Origin of the sequence: Arsenicicoccus sp. UBA7492 (genome assembly GCF_002479615.1) — a bacterium.
In the GTDB taxonomy this organism is placed as follows: domain Bacteria; phylum Actinomycetota; class Actinomycetes; order Actinomycetales; family Dermatophilaceae; genus Arsenicicoccus; species Arsenicicoccus bolidensis.
In genome coordinates this window covers 76,586-91,230 of the sequence record NZ_DLOE01000045.1, presented here as the reverse complement: position 1 = coordinate 91,230, position 14,645 = coordinate 76,586, and the positions used below count along the sequence as shown (strand labels likewise).

Sequence of the window (14,645 nt, the reverse complement as noted above, 5' to 3'; positions counted from 1 at the left end):
GGTGGTGGTGGTGGTGGTGGTCGGGCCGGGGGCGCCCTCCGTCGGGCACCTGCTCTCGACGTCCACGCTCGACCTGGCCGTGTGGGTGGGGGTGACCCGCCTCGCGGTCGCTGCCTTGGGCTCGGGAGACCGACGGTGGTGGCTGGCCGCAGGCCTGCTGCTCGGGGTGGGGCTGGAGAACAAGACGCTGCCGGCGTTCCTCGCCCTCGGCCTGGTCGTCGGGCTCGCGGGGTCACCGCGGTTCCGGGGGCACCTCGCGAGTCCGTGGCTCTGGGCGGCCGCCCTGGTCGCCGTCGCGCTGTGGGCCCCGAACCTCCATTGGCAGGCCACCCACGGCTGGCCCCAGCTCGAGCTCGGTGCCGACATCCGGGCCGAGGACGCCGGCCGGCTTCCAGCTCCTGCTGCTCGGGCCGATCGGCGGCTACCTGGCGGTGCGCGGCCTCGGCGTCGGCCTGCGCAACCGGACGGGCCTGGTCGCGCCCGTCGCGACGGCATACGTCGTGGTGCTCGCGGTGTTGCTCGCCACCGGCGGCAAGCACTACTACACCCTCGGCCTGCTGGTGGCCCTGGCCGCAGCAGGAGCGGCACGCTCGAGCCCGGCGCTCCCGGCTCCGGCGCCCGGGCGGCCCCGGTCCTCATGGTTCGTCTGGATCGCGGCGATCGCCGGACTGGTGCCCTTGCCGTCAGCCCTGCCCGTGCTACCGGCACCCGTCTATGCCGCGACCCCGTGGGCCGCGATCAACGACGACCAGCTCAACACCATCGGCTGGCCCACCGTGGTCGCTCAGGTGCGAGACGTCGTCGACCAGCAGCCGGCCGGTGTCGTCGTGCTGAGCCAGAACTACGGGGAGGCATGTGCGTGGAGCTGGTTCACGGGGAGGCCCGCCTGGAGCGGGCACAACGGCTACGCCGACTGGAACCCCCACCCGAGAGCTCCGGCCCCGTCGTGCTCCTCGGCGACAGGGAGCCCGACCCCGACCTGTGGGACGGGTGCCGGCTCGCGGCCACCCTGGACCCCGGCGTGGACAACGAGGAGTTCGGTGCGCGGGTGTGGGTCTGCGCCGGCCCGGTCGGCTCCTGGTCGCGAGTCTGGCCCAGGCAGCGGCACCTGTCCGCGTGAGGAGAGGGCTCGGAACCCGACGCGGGTGCCCTCGTCGTTCGCACGTCCATGACGTGGTGAGGCCGCGGACCTGGCGAGCCTGAGTGCCTGCCGGCGGGAGAGCCGCGGAGCGATGACCGCCCAGACATGCTTCTGGCCCGGGATTCGGATCGAATCCCGGGCCAGGTTGGTAGCGGGGGCAGGATTTGAACCTGCGACCTCCGGGTTATGAGCCCGGCGAGCTACCGAGCTGCTCCACCCCGCGTCGGTGACTTCAGGTTACGCGACGGTGGACGGGAGGTGCAAATCGGCGACCAGCCGCGCTTCCGTCACCCTTCCTGACCCGGTCAGGGACTCGTCGGGGTCGGCGTCGAGGTGGGCGTCGCCGACGGGGTGGCGGACGGCGACGCCGGCACCACGGTGGTCTGTCCCGGACGCTGGGCCTTGAGAGCCGCGTCCACCGCCGCCCGCACCCGCTTCTGTGCCTCGCCGTACGCCGTGAAGTCGCCCTTGGCCAGCGCCTCGTCGGCCGCCTTCATCGCCTCCTGCGCTGCGGTGAGCTGCTTGGCCACCTCCGCGTTGCCCTGGTTGCCTTGAGGGGTGCCTGGGCTCTGGCCCGGGGTCGGGGTGCTCGGAGCGGTCGGGGCCGCCGGGCCCGACGTGCCCTGGTCGCCGGCCGTGGCTCCCGAGTTGCCGCCGAAGAGTCCGTCGAGCGCGCCGTCCAGCGTGTCCGACCAGGCGAGCTTGTCGCCGAACGAGGCGACGATCGCCTTGGACTGGGGGTACGCGGACGTGCCGGACGAGGCCTGCACGTAGATCGGCTGGACGTAGAGCACTCCCCCGCCCACGGGCAGGGTCAGCAGGTTGCCCATCGAGACCTTGGACCCACCCTGCGAGTTGTTGTTGAGGAACTGGCTCAGCGTCAGCGCGAACCGAGGCGACGAGTCGTTGGAGGAGAAGATGTTGTTGGCGACCTGCCCCGGCCCCTGCACCTGGGTGTCCCGTGGCAGCTCGAGCAGCCTCAACGTGCCATAGCCATCCTTGCGCTGACCGTCCTTGCCCCCGGCATCGGCGTCGGCCGAGAGGAAGGCGGACAGCACCGAGCGCTTCTCCGGGGTGTAGGTGGTGGTCAGCGAGAAGGTCGGGGCCGCCTGGCCTGGCACGGCCAGCGAGAGGTAGTACGGAGGCTGGCTGGGCGCCCCGGTCGTCCGGTCGCTCGGGTCGGTCGGGACCTTCCAGAAGTCCTGCCCGCCGAAGAAGCTGTTGGCGTCGGTCACGTGGTACTTGCCGAGCATCGATCGCTGGACCTTGAACATGTCTTCGGGGTAGCGCAGGTGCTGCATCAGCTCCCCCTTGATCGCCGACATGGGCTCGACGGTCCCGGGGAAGGCCTTGGTCCAGGCCTTCAGCAGCGGGTCCTGGTCGTCCCACGCATAGAGGTGCACGGTGCCGTCGTAGGCGTCGACCGTGGCCTTGACCGAGTTGCGCATGTAGTTGACGCGCGCCGGCGCCAGGGCGGCAACGTTCGCGGACCGGGCCGTGAGGGCGTCGGAGGTCGCGTCCTCGATCTCGGTCAGCTGCGAGTAGGGGTAGTTGGCGCTCGTCGTGTAGCCGTCGACGATCCACTGGACCCGTCCGTCGACCACCGCGGGGTAGGGATCACCGTCCAGCGTCAGCCACGGGGCGACCCTGCCGATCCGCTCGCGCGGCTTGCGGATGTCGAGCAGGCGCGACTCCGGGTTGACGGCGCTGGACAGCAGGATGTTGGGCTCGCGATAGGCGATGGCATAGGCGAGGCGACGGGGGAAGGACCCGATCTGGACGCCACCCGCCCCCCGGTAGGTCGTGTTGCGCTGGCCGCCGGCGCTGCCGTCGGGGTGGTCGAGCTCCGCGTCGCCGCTGCCCTCCGGGGCACCGACGATGGAGTAGGTCGGGGACTCCTCCCCGAAGTAGATGCGGGGCTCGTAGGTGCCGAGCTTGCCGGTCGAGGGAATGTTCTGCTCGAAGAAGACCGGCTGACCGTCCGGTCCGCGCCGGTTGCCGTAGGCCGCGACGAGGCCGTAGCCGTGCGTGTAGACCGTGTGGTCGTTGACCCAGTTGCGCCACGAGCGGTCGAGGTCGTCGAGCCGCAGCTCGCGGGCGCCCACCACGGCGTCCACCAACTTGCCCTCGAGGCGGTAGCGGTCGACGTCGAGGCTGGCGGGGAAGGAGTAGAAGGCCTTGACCGCCTGGATGGCCTCGAAGGTCTGCCCCACGATCGCGGGGTCGACGATCCGGATGCCCGGGATGGTGTCGGCGTCGCCGCGCAGCTGACCGCTCGAGACCGTGGTCTCCGCCTTGTAGGGCGTCTTGACCACCTTGTCGAGCCCGAAGGCCGACCTGGTGGCCTCGATGTTGCGCTGGATGTAGGGCTGCTCCAGGGTGCGCTCGCTCGGCTTGACCTTGAGGCTCTGCACGAGCATGGGATAGATGGTCCCGATCACCAGCGCGCACACGGCGAGCAGGCTCACGCCCACCACCGGCAGCCGCCACGACCCGGTCCAGATCGAAGCCAGGAAGAAGAGCGCGCACAGGACGGCCGCGACCGCGAGGATCGAACGACCGGGGAGGACCGCGTGGGCGCCGGTGTAGGTGATGCCGGTGATGCGCCCGGAGTCGGCCACCGCCAGGTCGTAGCGCCCGAACCAGTAGCTGAGCCCCTGCACCAGCGCCACCGCCGCGAACAGGCAGGAGAGGTGGACGACCGCCGCCTTGGTGGAGCGCCCGCTCATGCCCGGTGGGCGCAGTCCGCCATACAGGTAGTGGGTCAGGGCGGCCACGATGGCGGCGAGGACCAGGCCCATGAGGGCGAAGTCAAGCAGGAAGCTCACCCATGGGAGGGTGAAGACGAAGAACCCGATGTCCATCCCGAACTCGGGGTCCTGCTTGCCGAAGGGGACCCGGTGCAGCCACAGCAGGAAGGTCTGCCACTGGCTGGCCAGCGCGGTGCCACTGAAGACCCCGAGCACGCCCGGCACGACCCAGACGGCCAGCCGGCGCAGGGGGTCCAGCATCGCGCGGTAGCGGTCGAGGGCGACCTGCTCGTCCGTGACGGGGGCGTAGACGGGGCGCAGCCGGTGGCCGATGAGGATGCTCGAGCAGGCCAGGGCGCCGACGACCAGCGCGCCGGTCACGAACAGCCCGGCCTTGGTGAGCAGCTCGGTGGTGAAGACGCGGCTGAAGCGGACGCTGTCGAACCACAGCACCTGCGTCCACACGCTCGCCAGCGCACCCAGCGCCAGCGCGGCCACCGCGACGATCGTCAGCAGCGGGCCGAGCCACCCACGCCCGGCTCTCCCCCGGCCCGGTCGGCGACGGGCACGTGCCGCGCCACCTGCGCCTCCGGGATCGGCCGGACCCGACGCGGGGCGCCCCTCGTCACTCACTGCGTCGTCCTCCTGCACGTTCGGGCCGCCGGGCCGCGACTGCCGCCCGTGGTGCTCGCGGCCCAACCTACCCCGGCTCGCTGGACGTCGGCGGGAGACGTCACCCTGATGTGGCTCCGGACGCTCGCCGATGTCTCGCGGGCCCCGTCAAGGCCTCGGCAGGCGGCTATAGGCTGACCGGCTGTCTGGAGTCCCCGGCTAGGGGTTCCTGCCGCCCTCAGGCAGCATGGACCCGTGACCTCGACTCCTCAGCTCGTCCCCACGCCCCTCATCACGTGCGCCGTCGACACCGAGCAGCACGTGGCCCGCTCCGGCTGGGACCAGCCCACGCGGCTGTTCGCCCTCGTCCGCACCGCCGAGCTGCTGGCTGCCGAGCCCCAGCTCGGCGCCAGGCTCGAGGGCGAGGACCCCGCGGGCCTGACGGCCATCGAGCAGGAGGAGCTGCCCGACGCGTCAGGTCTGGAGGACCTGCTGGCCGGCATCGTGTGGCCCGCCGAGGTCGCGGGCACCGCCATCAGCGTCGAGCGGATCGTCGTGCCTCCGGAGGCCGAGGCGGACCTGCCCGAGGACCCGGAGGCCGCCCTCGAGCGCCTCGCGTCCCACCCGGCGCGCCAGGACGTGCGGCTGCTCGTGGCCGTGGACCGCTCCGGCCAGCAGGTGACGCTCCTGCGTCAGCGCGCCCACGACAGCGACGACGCCGTCGCGATGGGTCCGGACATCGCCCCGGGCCTCGTCGAGGCGTTGCGGGCCACCCTCAGCGAGGCCTGACGGTCGACCGGGTCTGACACGAGCGCATCGGGTCAGCCGCAACCCTGCAGGCCCGCGCCCTTGCCGGCCGCGATGGCCCGCACGTCCGCCAGCGCGTCGTCGAAGTCGTCGACGCGCACGACCCGCAGCCCGTCCGGCACGTGGCCGACGACCTCGCCGCAGTTGCCGGCCGGCGCGAGGAACCACTGGATCCCGGCCGCGCGGGCACCGGCGAGCTTCTGCTGGATCCCCCCGATCGGCCCGACCCGCCCGTCGGGCGACAGGGTGCCCGTGCCGGCGATGCGCTGGCCCGCCGTCAGCTCGCCGGGCGTCAGGCGGTCGTGGATGCCGAGGGCGAACATCATCCCGGCGGAGGGTCCACCCACGTCGCCGGCGTCGATGGTGACCTTGACGGGAAAGGTGTAGTCGACCTTGAGCCCGACCCCGATCACCTTGCGTCCCTGCTGCTCACGCACGGGCAGGGACACCTGACGGCGGGCTCCGTCGCGCACGACGGTGACCGGCACGGACTGACCGGCGGCGTAGGACTGGATCGCCGACCGCAGCCCCGCGCTGCCGGTCACCGGGGTGGACCCGACCTGCACGAAGCGGTCTCCGGGCTCGAGCCGCCCGATGGCCGGGGACCCGGTCGGGAGCACCCCCACCGAGACGGTCTCGGGCACCGTGAGCCCCAGCGCGCGCTCGGCCACGACCACCGCGTCCTCCTGGGAGTGGGTCATCTCGGCGGCGTTCTCGCGCTTGATCTCCTCGTTGGTCGCGCCCTGGGGGAACACCTGCTCCTCGGGCACGACCGAGCGAGCCTGCGAGACGGACGCGGCCAGCAGGTCGTATGCCGTGACCGTGGCACCCGGGCCACCCCGCACCGAGACGGTGGTGAAGCTGAGGACGCCCGACGCGGGGTGGTCCTGGGCCTTGGGCACCGAGATGAGCGGTCGGCCGTCGCGGGTCGCGCCCAGGGTGTTGGTGACGGGGCCGGGACCCATCACGACATACGGCAGCGGGATGAAGGCGAGGGCGACCAGCACCAGGCACAGGAGGCCCAGGACTGCGGCGAGGACGCGACGGCGCCGCCGGCGGGGAGCGGGGATCCCCGGGGCGGGGAAGGCCCCCGTCACGGCAGCCCCACCCACTCCTCGGTCCCGTCGGAGAAGGCCTGGTGCTTCCAGATCGGGACGGTCGACTTGAGCGTGTCGATGAGGTGCCGGCAGGCGTCGAAGGCCTCCCCCCGGTGCGAGGCGCTCACCGCGCAGACGACGGCCAGGTCGCCGATCTCGAGGTGGCCGACACGGTGCACCGCCGCGGCGGCGAGGACGCCCGGGAGCTGTTGGGTGCCGGCCACGACCTCGGCCAGGCGGTCGAGGGCGGTGGGGTGGCCCGAGTAGTCGAGGCTGGTGACGCCCTTGTCGCTGTCGTGGTCCCGGACGATGCCGATGAACGGCACGATCGCCCCGGCCCGCGGATCGCTCACCGCCGCCAGGACCTCGTCGACGGACAGCGGCGCGTCACGCACGGCGACGAGCCGGGCGCTGGGGACTGGCTGGCTCACGGGGGCCCTTCCGTCGAGGGGGACGTCTGCGGGAGAGGCTAGTCTCCATCACCGACAGGGTGGTGCACCTCGACGCCGTCGTCCCTGGACGCACGTGACGGAACGCCCCGCTCCCTCCTAGCGTTGAGGCTGCAGTACCACCCGATCCGTCGACCGGAGGAGCACGTCGTGACCGTCCCACCCACCAACGGACCCGGGTCCGGACCGCACGACCCCGACGATGCCGCCGCCCTGGCCCGCATGCTCGGCGAGATGATGGGTGACCCCTCGCTCGCGGACAACCCCCAGGTGCGCGACGCCCTCCGTCAGCTCGGCATGGAGCAGCTCGACCCCACCCAGCTGGCGATGGTGCGCCAGCAGGTCCAGGCGATGTTCTCCGGTCCGGCCCCCGAGGGTGCCGTCGACGGGGCGGTCGCGCTCGACCTCGCGCGCAAGCGCGTCGCCCAGGGCGGCGACGCCGTCGTGGGGGACGCCGACCGTCGCTCCCACGCCGACGCCATCCGCGTGGCCCAGCTGTGGCTCGACCAGGCCACGGCCTTCGAGGCGGCCAACGCGCCGGACGCCGTGTGGAGCCGGGCCGAGTGGGTCCAGGCGACGATGCCCACCTGGATCGAGCTGGTCACCCCGGTCGCGGACGGCGTCACGGCCGCGATGACGGGGGCGATGCGGGGGCAGCTCGAGGAGCTCGCCGAGCACGGCGGGCTGGAGCAGCTCTCGGGCATGCCGGGCATGCCACAGCTCCCCCAGGGGATGGACACCACGGCGATGATGGCGCAGATGGGCCCGATGATGCACCGCATGGGTGCGGCGATGTTCGCCGCCCAGACGGCCGAGGCGGTCGGTGGCCTCAGCGAGGACGTGGTGTCCGGCACCGAGGTGGGACTCCCCCTCGTGCCGGGTCACGCCGTGGCCCTGCTCCCCTCCGGGGTTCGCGCCCTCTCCGAGGGCCTCGAGGTCGACCCCGCCGAGGTGCGCCTCTACCTCGCGGCCCGCGAGGCGGCCCGGTCCCGGTTGTTCACCGCCGCCCCGTGGCTGACCGCGTCCCTGACCTCTGCCGTGCAGGCCTACGCCCGTGACATCTCGATCGACGTCGAGGGCATCTCCGCCCGCATGTCCACGGTCGACCCGAGCGACCCCGCCGCCCTGCAGGAGGCACTGGGCTCGACGCTGTTCACCCCGGAACCCTCAGACGCCCAGCGTCGCGCCCTGGCCTCGCTCGAGACGCTGCTCGCCCTCGTCGAGGGATGGGTCGACGTCGTCGCCGACCGAGCCACGCGACCGCACCTGCCGGAGGCGGCCGCCCTCGGCGAGACCGTGCGGCGACGCCGGGCGACCGGCGGCCCGGCCGAGAAGGCCTTCGCCCAGCTCGTGGGGCTCGAGCTGCGTCCCCGCCGGCTGCGCGACGCCGCCAACCTGTTCGCAGCCCTCGAGGACGCCGGCGGGCAGGAGCTGCGCGACAGCGTCTGGGCGCACCCCGACGTGGCGCCGACCGGCGACGACCTGGACGACGTCCTCGGCTACGTCCAGCGCGTGCGCTCCGGGCAGGGCGACGACCTGGACGCCGAGCTCGACCGACTGCTGTCGGAGGGGCGCGAGGACCGTCCCGGAGGCGGCCCCACCGACGGCCCGGCGTGACGGACCCCGCGCGACCGGGCAACCTCGCGAGCCTCCGGGCGGACGCCATACGACTGCTGGCAGAGCTGGCTCCGGTCGACGCGAGGGAGGAGTCGCTGCGCGAGGACTTCCTGGTGCACCTCGACCGTCACCCCGACGCGTGGTGGAAGCACGGGCCAGCCGCCCACCTCACGGCGAGCGTCCTGGTGCTGTCCGAGGACCGGCGCCAGGTGCTGCTCACGCACCATCGCAAGGCCCGCACGTGGTTCCAGCTCGGTGGTCATGCCGAGCCCGGCGACGCGGACGTGGCGGCGGCCGCCCAGCGCGAGGGCCGCGAGGAGTCGGGCATCCCGGACCTGCAGGTGACGCCGGTCCTGGTCGACCTGGACCGGCACGCGCTGGGTGAGGGGTTCACGGTGTGCCGCGAGCACCTGGACCTGAGGTTCGTCGCCGTCGTCCGCGAGGTAGAGCCCGTCGTCAGCGCGGAGTCCCTCGACGTCGCCTGGTGGCCCGTGGACGCGCTGCCGCACCCGCACGGCGAGGAGCTGCCCCGTCTGATCGAGCGGGCCGGCCTCCGCGCGCCCTGAGACGGGTCATCCGTCGACGCAGTCCCCCGTGTCCCCCGGATCCCCGGGCGGGGTGTCATCGCGTGCGCCGTGCGCAACTCCCTCGAGGAAGCCCTTGGCGCGCTCCAGCTTGGGATAGCTCCGCAGCAGGCGCCAGAACTCCGGCCCGTGCCCGGGCTGCAGCAGGTGCGCCAGCTCGTGCAGGACGACGTAGTCCTGGACCCACCGGGGCAGCGCGGCCACCCGGTCGGAGATCCGGATGGTGCCGTCCGCGGGGGTGCACGACCCCCACCGCCGGTGCTGGTTGGACACCCAGGAGATGCTCGCGGGCCTGGCCAGGCCACCGAGGTAGGACTGGGACAGCTCCCACGCCCGCTCGGCCAGCCGGCCGTCGCTCGGGCGCACCCGGTGCTCGCGCGCCTCGATGCGGCCGACCATCTGGTCGATCCACTCCTGCTCCTGGCGGCGGGAGTGCCCGGCGGGGATGAGCACGACGATGCGATCGCCCTCGCGGTAGGCGCTGACGGTGCGGCGTCGACGGGTGCTCCGGCGCACCTCGACCTCACTCATGGCGGCACCCTAGCGGCGCTCGGGCGTGGCCCGGGGCAAGCGCGCCGTGCTCAGCGGCCGGTGAAGGTGGGCGGTCGCCGCTCGGTCGCCGCCCGGACGCCCTCCTGCAGGTCCGCCGTCGCCATCGTGGTGGCCTGTGCGAGGGCCTCCCACTCCAGCGCCGCGGCCGGACCGTCGTGGCCGCCGTCCCGCAGCGCGGCCAGGGTCAGCCTCGTGGCCACCGGCGCCGCGGCGGCGACGCGGTCGGCGGCGTCCAGGGCCAGCCGGAGCACCTCGTCCGCCGGGGCGGCCGCGGACGCCAGTCCCAGGCCCACCGCCTCGTGGCCCAGGACCACCCGCCCCGTCAGGAGCATGTCGGCCGCGAGCGCCGGCCCCGCGACCGATGGCAGCGACCACGTGGTCGCCATACCGGGGTGCAGTCCGAGCCCGGTGAAGGGCACGGCGAGCCTGGCCTCCTCGGCGACGTAGCGCACGTCGCAGGCCAGGGCGAGAGCCAGTCCGGCGCCGATCGCGTGGCCGTTGACGGCCGCCACGACCGGCACCTCCAGCCTCGTCATCGACAGCCAACGACGGTAGAAGGTGCGCATCCTGGCCCGGAGGTCGCTGACCGACGCGTCCGGCTCGGCCATCAGCCAGGACAGGTTGCCCCCCGAGGTGAACGCCGTGCCCGCACCCGTCACCACGACACACGCCAGCTGCGTGTCGTCCCCGAGCAACGAGGCGAGACGCGCCCACGAGGTCGTCATCTCCTCGCTCATGGCGTTGCGCTGCTCCGGCAGGTCCAGGGTGACCACGGCCGTATGACGCTCGCCCTGCACCCGGCGGGTCACCGCCAGGTGCTCGAAATCCTGCTCCCACCAAAGGCTTTCACGATCCATGGCCATCCTCGTCGACGTCGCTGCGCTGGCGCCGGGCCGTCCCGGCCGCACGGGTGGCTCGAGCCTAGCCACGGATCGCGACCGGCGGCGCGGGCGGCAGGGGCAGCCTGGGCGCCCTGAGCACGACTGCGTGCTCGCGAGGTGACGCGGCGTAATCCCCGGAACCAGCTCTCATGTGCTCTATGGTGACCGAAGTCCGATTGCCGCACCCGCGGCACGAACGACAAGGAGAGACGACATGGCCGACACCTACAAGGGTGAGTTCTACTGCGTCAAGTGCAAGGCCAAGCGTGAGGCCGAGGGCAACATCGTGGAGACCAACGGTCGCCGCATGGCCAAGGGCAAGTGCCCCGAGTGCGGCACCAACCTCAACCGCATCCTCGGCAAGGCCTGAGCACCACCTGCCGTCCGAGAGGCGGTGTCGGCACCTGTGCCGGCACCGCCTCTCGGCATCTCCGAGCGGGACCGTCCCGCTCATGGTTATCCACAGAAGTACTTTTGCTGTCGTTTGCCTGAGTTTGCGTGTGGCACGCTCGATCCATCACGCATCCCGTAGGAGACGACCCATGACCCGTTGCGAACGCCCCACCCTCCGCCCCGGCCTCCGCCTGCTCGACCGTGGCGGTGACGAGCTCCAGCTCGGGGCGCACCACCCCACCGCGATGGTGCTGGCCGGTCTCAGCGCCGCCGATCGTGAGGTCGTCATGGCGCTCGACGGCACCCGCTCCCGGGCAGACCTGCAGCTCGTCTACGTCCGCCACGGGGAGGACGACAGCCGCCTCGGCGACCTGCTGGACCTGCTGACCGCCCACGGCCTGCTCGACCCCCGGTCACCCGGCGGCGGCCGCCCCCGGGACGTGCTGCGACTGCCGGCACCGGGAGTGGACTCGTCCTCGGACGCGTCGGACCTGGCTCGCGTCCCGGTGCTCGTCGCCGGGATCGGCGACCTCGCGGAGCAGGTCGCGAGCGCCCTGCGACGACAGCACCCTCGCCTCCACGTGCAGGACGAGCTCGCCCCGACCCACCTGCCGTCTCCCTCTGCCGGCACCGCCGCCAGGGACTCGCGCCGGCCGCCCGCCCTGGCGGTGCTGGTGGCGGACGGTGCGATCGACCCCGTCGTCGCTCGGCAGTGGGCACCGTGGGCGATGGTCCTGCCGGTCGTCGTGGCGGACGGCTCGGTGACCGTCGGGCCGCTGTGGGGCGGGCTCGCCGACCCCTGCCCCCTGTGCCTGGACCGCTACCGCACCGACCGGGATCCCGCCTGGCCGCGCCTGCTGGCCCAGCTCACGACGCGGCGTCTGGACGGCCTCCCCCGGCCCGCGCGCACCGACCCCACCACCACGGCGCTGGCCGTGGGCGCGGCGGCCGCCCATGCTCGGGACGCGGTCACCAGGCGTCGCCTCCCGGTGGGGTTCACCACCGAGGTCCACGACGCAGACCCCGTCCCGCGCCAGCGCACCTGGTCGGTCCACCCGCGATGCCTCACCCACCTACCCGCCCAGGTCTCCCTCGCGGGGTGACAATCAAGGGGTGAACGACATCCCTCGACGGTCTGCCCACCGCACGGCCCGCCTGGCCGCCCTCCCGCTGACCTACGCCGGCCGCACCGCGGTGGGACTCGGCCGCCGTCTCGGCGGGGCGCCGGCCGAGGCCGTCGCGGCCCAGGTCGCCGCCCGCACCGCTGACCAGCTCTTCTCGGTCCTCGGCCAGCTCAAGGGCGGGGCGATGAAGGTCGGGCAGGCGATGTCCATCTTCGAGGCGGCGCTGCCCGAGGAGGTCGCGGCGCACTACCGAGGCGCCCTGACGGCGCTCCAGGACGCCGCCCCCTCGATGCCTGCGGAGACCGTCCACCGCGTCCTGGCGAGCGAGCTGGGCGACGACTGGCGGTCCCGCTTCCACGAGCTCGACGACGTCCCCGTGGCGTCCGCCTCCATCGGGCAGGTGCACCGCGGCCGGTGGGCCGACGGCCGCACGGTGGCGGTCAAGGTGCAGTACCCCGGGGCGGGCGACGCCCTGCTGTCGGACCTGCGTCAGCTCGCCCGCGTCGCGCGCGTGACCGGCGCGCTGCGGACCGGCATCGACATGAAGGCCGTGACCGACGAGCTGCAGGCCCGGATGAGCGAGGAGCTGGACTACACGCTGGAGGCGGCCGCGCAGCGCCAGTTCGCGGATGCCTTCGCCGGGAGCGAGTTCTTCGCCATACCAAGGGTGCTCGAGGCGACGCCTCGGGTCGTCGTGATGGACTGGCTGGAGGGGACACCCCTGTCCGCCGTGATCCGCGAGGGGTCTGCCGAGCAGCGGGACCAGGCCGCCACGCTCTACCTGGACTTCCTGCTGGCCGGGCCGGACCACGTGGGCCTGCTCCACGCCGACCCGCACCCGGGGAACTTCCGCATCACCGAGGACGGCCGTCTCGGGGTCCTCGACTTCGGGGCCGTCAACCGCCTTCCCGGTGGGATGCCCAGCGCCGTCGGACGTCTCCTCGGTCTCGCGCTGAGTGGCGACGACACCGGCCCCGCCGTGCTGGACGGGCTTCGCGAGGAGGGGTGGGTCCACCCCGGTGCCGACCTCGCCCCGGACCTGCTGCTGGAGTTCCTCGACCCCTTCCTCGAGCCGGCACGCCACGAGCGCTACACGTTCAGCCGCGCGTGGCTCCGGGGATGCTTCGCCCACGTCAGCGAGCCCCGCTGGCAGTCGGTCATCGCCGTCCTCGACCTACCTCCGGACTACCTCCTCATCCATCGTGTGTGGGCCGGAGGCATCGGCGTGCTGTGCCAGATCGGTGGCGAGGTGGAGGCGCGAGCCATCCTGACCCACTGGCTGGACGACCTGACCCTGCACCCGCCGTCGGAGTAGCCCCGCGCCTCCGGCTCGGTCTCTCTCCCCTGGCCGGGAGGGACTACGCGCGACCTACCACCACGCGGAGTCGAGCTTGCCCTCGATCGAGCGGGCGTGCTGCCGGCTGCACCGCTCGCAGGCCCACACCGTCCGACCCCGCTCGGTGCCGAACGTCCACCGCACCCTGGCCTCGGCCAGGTCCGCTCCCGCCACCTGCCACCCGCAGCTGCCGCACGTCATCGTGCCGTCGTCATCCCTGCCGCCGTCGTCCACCCCGAGATCGTATGCCGCCTCCGCCCCTCCCTCACGGGCCTGGGGCGCCAGGACAGCCCCCACGCACGACGAGGCGGGCAGGACCGTGACGATCCTGCCCGCCTCGCGGGAACCGACGACCATAGGGTCATCGCTGCTGACGGCGGCGAACCGACGTCCGTATCTCTGAGGCGCCGCGTGGTCGCGGCGCCCTCGGCAGACGCTCGACGCGCACGCGCGCCAGCTCCTGGCTGAAGTGCTGGAACATGATGGATCTCCTTGGTGATCAAGCTGTGTCGGTGTCTTCGTCAGCGCCTACGCGGCGACGTCGTCCTTGCGGGGCCGCCCGCGCGGCCTCTTGCGGGGCACGACCACCCCTGCGACGAACAGCTGTCCGCCCCAGACGCCCCACGGCTCCCGGCGCTCCAGGGCGCCGGCCAGGCAGTCGTCCCTCGCCGGGCAGGTGCCGCAGAGGGACTTGGCGAACTCGACACCGTCGGGGGTGTCGGCGAACCACATCTCGGGCTCGTTCTCCTGGCAGGGGATGGTCTCGGCGGCCGCGATCGCGGCGACCTGGTTGTCGATGAGCTCCGTGAGTGTCATCGCTGCCTCCTCAAGGTGATGCCCCGGGGTGGTGGGGCGGCGGGTGCCCGGTGGGGGCGGGTGGTGGGTCCGGTGGTGCGGTCGAGGGCCATGGGGTCCTCCTCGGCGTGGTCGGTCGGTGCCCGGACACGCACGAAGGCCGCGGATCCCGGATGTCGGGTTCCGCGGCCTTGGAGAAGACCTGGGTCTAGGGACTAGACCGGTGGCCTCCCGAGGAACGGGACGACATCCGACGGGGCGAACGAGGTGGACGGGTCGATGACGTGGGCGGAGCCGGGACGCACTCCGTCCATGACGCGGGCGGTGCCGCCGGCGTAGGACAGACCGGTCCCCTGACCCTTGCCACGGGCACCCGCGGGCGCACCGAGGGTGCCGCGATCACGGGTGGTCGAGCGCAGGGGCGTGACAGCATCGACGCAGTAACGCGTCACGATCGTCATCGTCGTGTTCTCCATGCGGCCCACCCTCCTCACTGCGCTCATCGGC

General features: G+C 72.9%; 15 protein-coding genes, 1 tRNA gene and 1 pseudogene. 8 read left to right on the top strand and 9 right to left on the bottom strand.

Annotated features, from left to right (window positions below; genetic code table 11):
• Position 1: 1 nt before the first annotated feature.
• Positions 2-310, top strand: a pseudogene (locus B4E97_RS19170) (glycosyltransferase family 39 protein); the annotation flags it as partial.
• A gap of 46 nt (positions 311-356) precedes the next feature.
• Entirely contained in the window at positions 357-1,172 is an 816-nt protein-coding gene (locus B4E97_RS13940) for a hypothetical protein (RefSeq protein WP_286960285.1), read from the top strand.
• 115 nt (positions 1,173-1,287) lie between these two features.
• On the opposite strand, the gene B4E97_RS13935 is transcribed toward B4E97_RS13940, so the two are convergent.
• Together B4E97_RS13935 and B4E97_RS13930 are read right to left on the bottom strand one after the other, a co-directional pair.
• A tRNA-Met gene (locus tag B4E97_RS13935) sits at positions 1,288-1,364 on the bottom strand.
• Positions 1,365-1,446: 82 nt separating this feature from the next.
• Positions 1,447-4,524 (bottom strand): UPF0182 family protein, encoded by a 3,078-nt coding sequence (locus B4E97_RS13930; protein WP_286960284.1) that lies wholly within the window; start codon positions 4,522-4,524, stop codon positions 1,447-1,449.
• Positions 4,525-4,758: 234 nt separating this feature from the next.
• On the opposite strand from B4E97_RS13930, the gene B4E97_RS13925 reads away from it, so the two are divergent.
• Positions 4,759-5,292, top strand: coding sequence for a PPA1309 family protein (locus tag B4E97_RS13925; protein WP_029210395.1), 534 nt, complete (start codon positions 4,759-4,761; stop codon positions 5,290-5,292).
• Positions 5,293-5,324: 32 nt separating this feature from the next.
• Here B4E97_RS13925 and B4E97_RS13920 read toward each other — a convergent pair whose 3' ends face one another.
• The gene (locus B4E97_RS13920; RefSeq protein ID WP_019287518.1) at positions 5,325-6,407 is read right to left on the bottom strand and encodes a YlbL family protein; all 1,083 of its coding nucleotides are present in this window, start codon (positions 6,405-6,407) and stop codon (positions 5,325-5,327) included.
• Positions 6,404-6,838, bottom strand: coding sequence for a molybdenum cofactor biosynthesis protein MoaE (locus tag B4E97_RS13915; protein ID WP_029210393.1), 435 nt, complete (start codon positions 6,836-6,838; stop codon positions 6,404-6,406). The genes B4E97_RS13920 and B4E97_RS13915 overlap by 4 nt, the downstream gene beginning before the upstream one ends.
• A gap of 168 nt (positions 6,839-7,006) precedes the next feature.
• On the opposite strand from B4E97_RS13915, the gene B4E97_RS13910 reads away from it, so the two are divergent.
• Both B4E97_RS13910 and B4E97_RS13905 read left to right on the top strand, forming a co-directional pair.
• On the top strand, positions 7,007-8,473 hold the full coding sequence (locus B4E97_RS13910) for a zinc-dependent metalloprotease (protein ID WP_029210392.1): 1,467 nt from the start codon (positions 7,007-7,009) through the stop codon (positions 8,471-8,473).
• The gene (locus B4E97_RS13905) at positions 8,470-9,039 is read left to right on the top strand and encodes an NUDIX hydrolase (protein WP_029210391.1); all 570 of its coding nucleotides are present in this window, start codon (positions 8,470-8,472) and stop codon (positions 9,037-9,039) included. Before B4E97_RS13910 ends, B4E97_RS13905 begins: the two co-directional genes overlap by 4 nt.
• A gap of 6 nt (positions 9,040-9,045) precedes the next feature.
• Here the strand turns inward: B4E97_RS13905 and B4E97_RS13900 are convergent, their stop codons facing one another.
• Positions 9,046-9,588 (bottom strand): M48 family metallopeptidase, encoded by a 543-nt coding sequence (locus B4E97_RS13900; protein WP_019287523.1) that lies wholly within the window; start codon positions 9,586-9,588, stop codon positions 9,046-9,048.
• A 50-nt stretch (positions 9,589-9,638) separates the two neighbouring features.
• The gene (locus B4E97_RS13895) at positions 9,639-10,466 is read right to left on the bottom strand and encodes an enoyl-CoA hydratase/isomerase family protein (RefSeq protein ID WP_084412411.1); all 828 of its coding nucleotides are present in this window, start codon (positions 10,464-10,466) and stop codon (positions 9,639-9,641) included.
• 238 nt (positions 10,467-10,704) lie between these two features.
• Between B4E97_RS13895 and B4E97_RS13890 the strand changes: the two genes are divergently transcribed.
• From B4E97_RS13890 to B4E97_RS13880, 3 genes are all read left to right on the top strand, one after another.
• Positions 10,705-10,860, top strand: a complete 156-nt coding sequence (locus B4E97_RS13890; protein ID WP_019287526.1) for a DUF5679 domain-containing protein — start codon at positions 10,705-10,707, stop codon at positions 10,858-10,860.
• A gap of 172 nt (positions 10,861-11,032) precedes the next feature.
• A complete protein-coding gene (locus tag B4E97_RS13885; protein WP_029210389.1) occupies positions 11,033-11,986 on the top strand; it encodes a hypothetical protein in 954 nt (317 codons plus the stop codon).
• Between the two features lie 10 nt (positions 11,987-11,996).
• Complete coding sequence (locus B4E97_RS13880; RefSeq protein ID WP_286958153.1) at positions 11,997-13,322, top strand: ABC1 kinase family protein; 1,326 nt, start codon at positions 11,997-11,999, stop codon at positions 13,320-13,322.
• A 54-nt stretch (positions 13,323-13,376) separates the two neighbouring features.
• On the opposite strand, the gene B4E97_RS13875 is transcribed toward B4E97_RS13880, so the two are convergent.
• From B4E97_RS13875 to B4E97_RS13865, 3 genes are all read right to left on the bottom strand, one after another.
• On the bottom strand, positions 13,377-13,700 hold the full coding sequence (locus tag B4E97_RS13875; RefSeq protein ID WP_286960283.1) for a hypothetical protein: 324 nt from the start codon (positions 13,698-13,700) through the stop codon (positions 13,377-13,379).
• A 171-nt stretch (positions 13,701-13,871) separates the two neighbouring features.
• Positions 13,872-14,159 (bottom strand): WhiB family transcriptional regulator, encoded by a 288-nt coding sequence (locus B4E97_RS13870; protein ID WP_019287530.1) that lies wholly within the window; start codon positions 14,157-14,159, stop codon positions 13,872-13,874.
• Between the two features lie 194 nt (positions 14,160-14,353).
• Positions 14,354-14,614, bottom strand: coding sequence for a hypothetical protein (locus tag B4E97_RS13865; protein ID WP_239263131.1), 261 nt, complete (start codon positions 14,612-14,614; stop codon positions 14,354-14,356).
• Between the last annotated feature and the right edge of the window lie 31 nt (positions 14,615-14,645).

Excerpts from the sequence above, each read along its gene's own strand:
- B4E97_RS13900 (WP_019287523.1), bottom strand. The coding sequence starts at position 9,588 with ATGAGTGAGGTCGAGGTGCGCCGGAGCACCCGTCGACGCCGCACCGTC.
- B4E97_RS13895 (WP_084412411.1), bottom strand. The coding sequence starts at position 10,466 with ATGGATCGTGAAAGCCTTTGGTGGGAGCAGGATTTCGAGCACCTGGCG.
- B4E97_RS13875 (WP_286960283.1), bottom strand. The coding sequence starts at position 13,700 with ATGGTCGTCGGTTCCCGCGAGGCGGGCAGGATCGTCACGGTCCTGCCC.
- B4E97_RS13865 (WP_239263131.1), bottom strand. The coding sequence starts at position 14,614 with ATGGAGAACACGACGATGACGATCGTGACGCGTTACTGCGTCGATGCT.
- B4E97_RS13885 (WP_029210389.1), top strand. The coding sequence starts at position 11,033 with ATGACCCGTTGCGAACGCCCCACCCTCCGCCCCGGCCTCCGCCTGCTC.
- B4E97_RS13890 (WP_019287526.1), top strand. The coding sequence starts at position 10,705 with ATGGCCGACACCTACAAGGGTGAGTTCTACTGCGTCAAGTGCAAGGCC.
- B4E97_RS13870 (WP_019287530.1), bottom strand. The coding sequence starts at position 14,159 with ATGACACTCACGGAGCTCATCGACAACCAGGTCGCCGCGATCGCGGCC.